4 pseudogenes are annotated in these 3,615 nt (G+C 60.7%); all 4 read right to left on the bottom strand.

The annotated features are described in order from the left end of the window. Positions 1-169, bottom strand: a pseudogene (locus tag DQ405_RS25840) (L-arabinose ABC transporter permease AraH); the annotation flags it as partial. 9 nt (positions 170-178) lie between these two features. Continuing rightward, a pseudogene (gene araG / locus DQ405_RS25835) lies at positions 179-1,680 on the bottom strand (L-arabinose ABC transporter ATP-binding protein AraG). Then, positions 1,677-2,659 (bottom strand): annotated as a pseudogene (locus DQ405_RS25830) (substrate-binding domain-containing protein). The pseudogenes araG and DQ405_RS25830 overlap by 4 nt, the downstream one beginning before the upstream one ends. Before the next feature lie 32 nt (positions 2,660-2,691). Then, positions 2,692-3,512: pseudogene (locus DQ405_RS25825) on the bottom strand (SDR family oxidoreductase). Positions 3,513-3,615 lie beyond the last annotated feature (103 nt).

Raw genomic sequence — 3,615 nt, 5'->3', positions numbered from 1 at the left:
TCGCCAGGCCCAAGCCGCGCATGTTGAGCGCAGAGAGGAAGTTATCGATCAGCAGCGCGCACAGTACGAAGATGCCCACCGCCGCCAAGAGCATCGCCCAGTTATCGAGCAATGCACGCATATCGAGGGGTTTGCGTGTCGAGGGCAACGCGTTGTTTTGAATGGTCATGGTCGTCTCTCAGTTCGCCAGGCCGCGTGGCAAGGCCAGCTGCAGCAGGTTGGATTCAGTCGCGTGCTCGCGCAGTTGTTCGCCGCGCAGGGCGCCTTCGCACAGCACCAGGATGCGGTCAGAGATGCCCATCACCTCCATCAGGTCGCTGGACACCACAATCACCGCAATGCCGCTGGCCGCCAGGTTATGGATGATCTGGTAGATCTCCGACTTGGCGCCGATGTCGATACCGCGAGTGGGTTCGTCGAGCAGCAACACCTTCATCGGCATCGACAGCCAGCGGCCAAGAATGGCTTTCTGTTGGTTGCCGCCGGACAGGTACAGGATCTTCTGCGCCGCGTTCGGCGTTTTGACCCGCATCGCCTGGATCTGTCGGTCGCGTTGCCTTTCTCCCAGCCTTCGCGCAACAGCCAGCCAAAGGTGGAATGGGCGCCACGGGCGCTGATGTTGATGTTTTCAGCGACGCTGCCCAGCGGGATGATGCCCTCTTTCTTGCGATCCTCCGGACACAGCAATACCCCGGCGGCGATGGCGTCCCGGGGTGAGCGCAGTTGCAGCGCGTGCCCGCACAGTTCCAGGCTGCCGGCACTGGCGCGCTCTAACCCACTGAGCAGGCGAAACAGCTCGGTACGCCCCGCSCCCACCAGCCCGAACAGGCCCAGGATCTCGCCCTTGCGCACCTGGAAACTGATCGGCTCACGCAGGCCCGGGCCGAGCAAGCCGTCCACCTTGAGCGCCACTTCGCCTTGCTCGCGCGGGCGGTAATCGTAGATGTTCTGAATATCGCGACCGACCATGCAGGTCACCAACTGGTCGTGAGTCAGCGTGCTCATGTCCTCGAAAGTACGCACGTAGCGGCCGTCCTTGAACACCGTCACTGCGTCACAGATACGGAACACTTCTTCCATACGGTGCGACACGTAGAGCACCACTTTGCCCTCGTCGCGCAGGCGCGTGATGATCGCCATCAAGCGGTCGATTTCCCGCGCCGATAAACTGCTGGTGGGTTCATCAAAGGCGATCACGTTGGCGCCGCGAGACAGCGCCTTGGCGATTTCCATCAGTTGGCGCTGGCCCAGGGACAGGCGCCCGAGTTTCTCGTCGGGGTCGATTTCATCGGCCAGCCCCTTGAGACACGCCAGGGCCTGCTTACGCAGCAGGCTCCGGTTGACCACGCCAAAGCGCGTGGGCAAATGCCCGAGGAACAGGTTCTCGGCCACGCTCATTTCCGGCACCAGGTGCAGCTCTTGGTGAATCACCGCCACACCGCTGGCGATGCTGTCGGCGGCACACTTGAAGGCCATGGTCTGCGCGCCGATCTGCACCGTGCCGCTGGACGGAATGTAGGCGCCGCCGAGGATTTTCAGCAGCGTCGACTTGCCTGCGCCGTTCTCGCCCATCAGCGCGTGCACCGAATGCGGCCGCGCTTCAAAGCTGATCTGCGCCAGGGCTTTCACACCGGGAAACTCCTTGCCGATGCCATTGAAACGCAGGGCTGCGCCGCTCATTTCCACAGGCCGATCTTGGTCAGTTCTTCCTGGAAATTGGCGCGGGTGATCAAGGTCACTTCGTCCATGGCGGTGTATTTGGCCGGTTCCTTGCCGGTGGTGACCCACTCGTACATCGCCAGCGCGGTGTTGTAGCCCTCGATATGCGGGCTGGGCAGCATGGAACCGAAGAAGCCGCTGTCGGCTTTCTTCAATTCGCCAATGGCGTCGGTGCCATTGATGCCGATGCCGATCACGTTGGCGGCCTTGAAGCCGGCGCTCTCAGTAGCGCGCACGCCGCCGAGTACGGTGTTGTCGTTCATGCCGCCGATGATCAGGTTCTTCGCCCCGCTCGGCAACTTGACCAGGGCCGAGTTGGTGGCGTCCATGCTGCCGGGAACATCAAGGGTTTTTCAGCGCAGCGGTGAGGATGTGGTCCTTGGGAATACCGGCCTCTTCCAGTGACTTGATCGAGCCGTCGGTGCGTTTTCTTGCCGGTGTCGAGTTCGTTGAAGGTGTTGATCACCGCATAGGTGTCCTTCCAATCCCAACCGCGTTTTTTCGCTTCGGCGGCCATGGCGGCGCCCTGCTTCTGGCCCACCTCAAACGCGGCCATGCCCAGGTAAGGCACGTCTTCCATGAAGTTGCCCTTGGCATCGACAAAGCGGTCATCCACGGCCATCACTTTCAAGCCGTTGACCTTGGCCTTGGCGACAATCGCAGGGCCCAGGGACACGTCCGGCGGGCAGATCACGAAGCCTTTGGCGCCGTTGGCGGCCAGGCTGTCGATGGCCGACAAGGTCTTTTCGCCATCGGGCACGGCGATCTTGATCACGGTGAAACCATGCTCCTTGCCGGCTTTTTCCGCGAATGCCCACTCCGTTTGAAACCAGGGTTCCTCGGCCTGCTTGACCAGAAAACCGATCTTCACTTCTTCAGCCGATACCCAGCCGCAGAACGCCATCGCCAGTGCCACGGCACCGAGTGTTTGCTTGAACATTGACCACCTCCTTCTTGTTATTGAAAAACGCTTTAGTCGTGGTACATCACAGACCGCCCGCCATCGATCATCAGGCAAGTGGCGTTGATAAAGGGCGCCTCGTCGGTCGCCAGAAACAGTGCTGTCATGGCCACTTCGATGGGCTGGCCAATGCGTTTGGGCGGGTGCAGGTCGAACGCACGCTGGCGTTCGGCGTGGGGGTCAGGGAAACCGTTCCAGTAGTCGACGTTGAGCTGGGTTTCGATATAGCCGGGGGCGATGGCATTCACGCGGATGCCTTTGGGCGCGTACTCGATACCCAGGGCACGGGTGAGGCCGAGCAGGCCGTGCTTGGCGACAGGGTAAGGAAAGCAACCGGGAATGATGTGGCTGGAATGGGTGGACGCGATATTGATGATGTTGCCGATACCTTGCTCGATCATGTGCGGCAACACCGAGCGGCAGCCGTACCAGGCACGTCGAGGTCGATGGCGAAACAGCGGCGCCAGTCCTCGTCGCTCATCTCCAGCGGGTCACGGAACACGTTGACGCCGGCACAGTTGACCAGCACATCCACACGGCCAAAGCGCTCGATGGCCAGGTTGACCAATGCCTTCCACTGATCCTTGGAAGTGATATCAACCGCGTGGGCGTAAACCTGCGCACCGTGTTCGCGCCAATGAGCGGCGATCTTCTCGACTTTGTCGCCCTGGATATCGGCAATGATCAACCGCGCCTGCTGGGCCTGGAAACAGGCAACGATGGCTTCGCCAATGCCTTGGGCGGCGCCAGTGACGATCACCACCTTGTTCTTCAGCCGCTCGCCGTAAGTCGGCTCGGGCACGGCGGGTAGGGACAACGGTTGCGCCTGCATCGCTTCACCTTTTTATTTTTTTGTAGTGAGTGCTGATGCTGGCGACTATAAACCCATCGCCTGAAATATCTCAATATATAAATTATCGTCCCATATAATGGGC

This window comes from Pseudomonas sp. SST3, from assembly GCF_003325755.1.
Note: the sequence above shows the minus strand (reverse complement) of the source record. Positions and strands in the feature narration are given on the sequence as shown.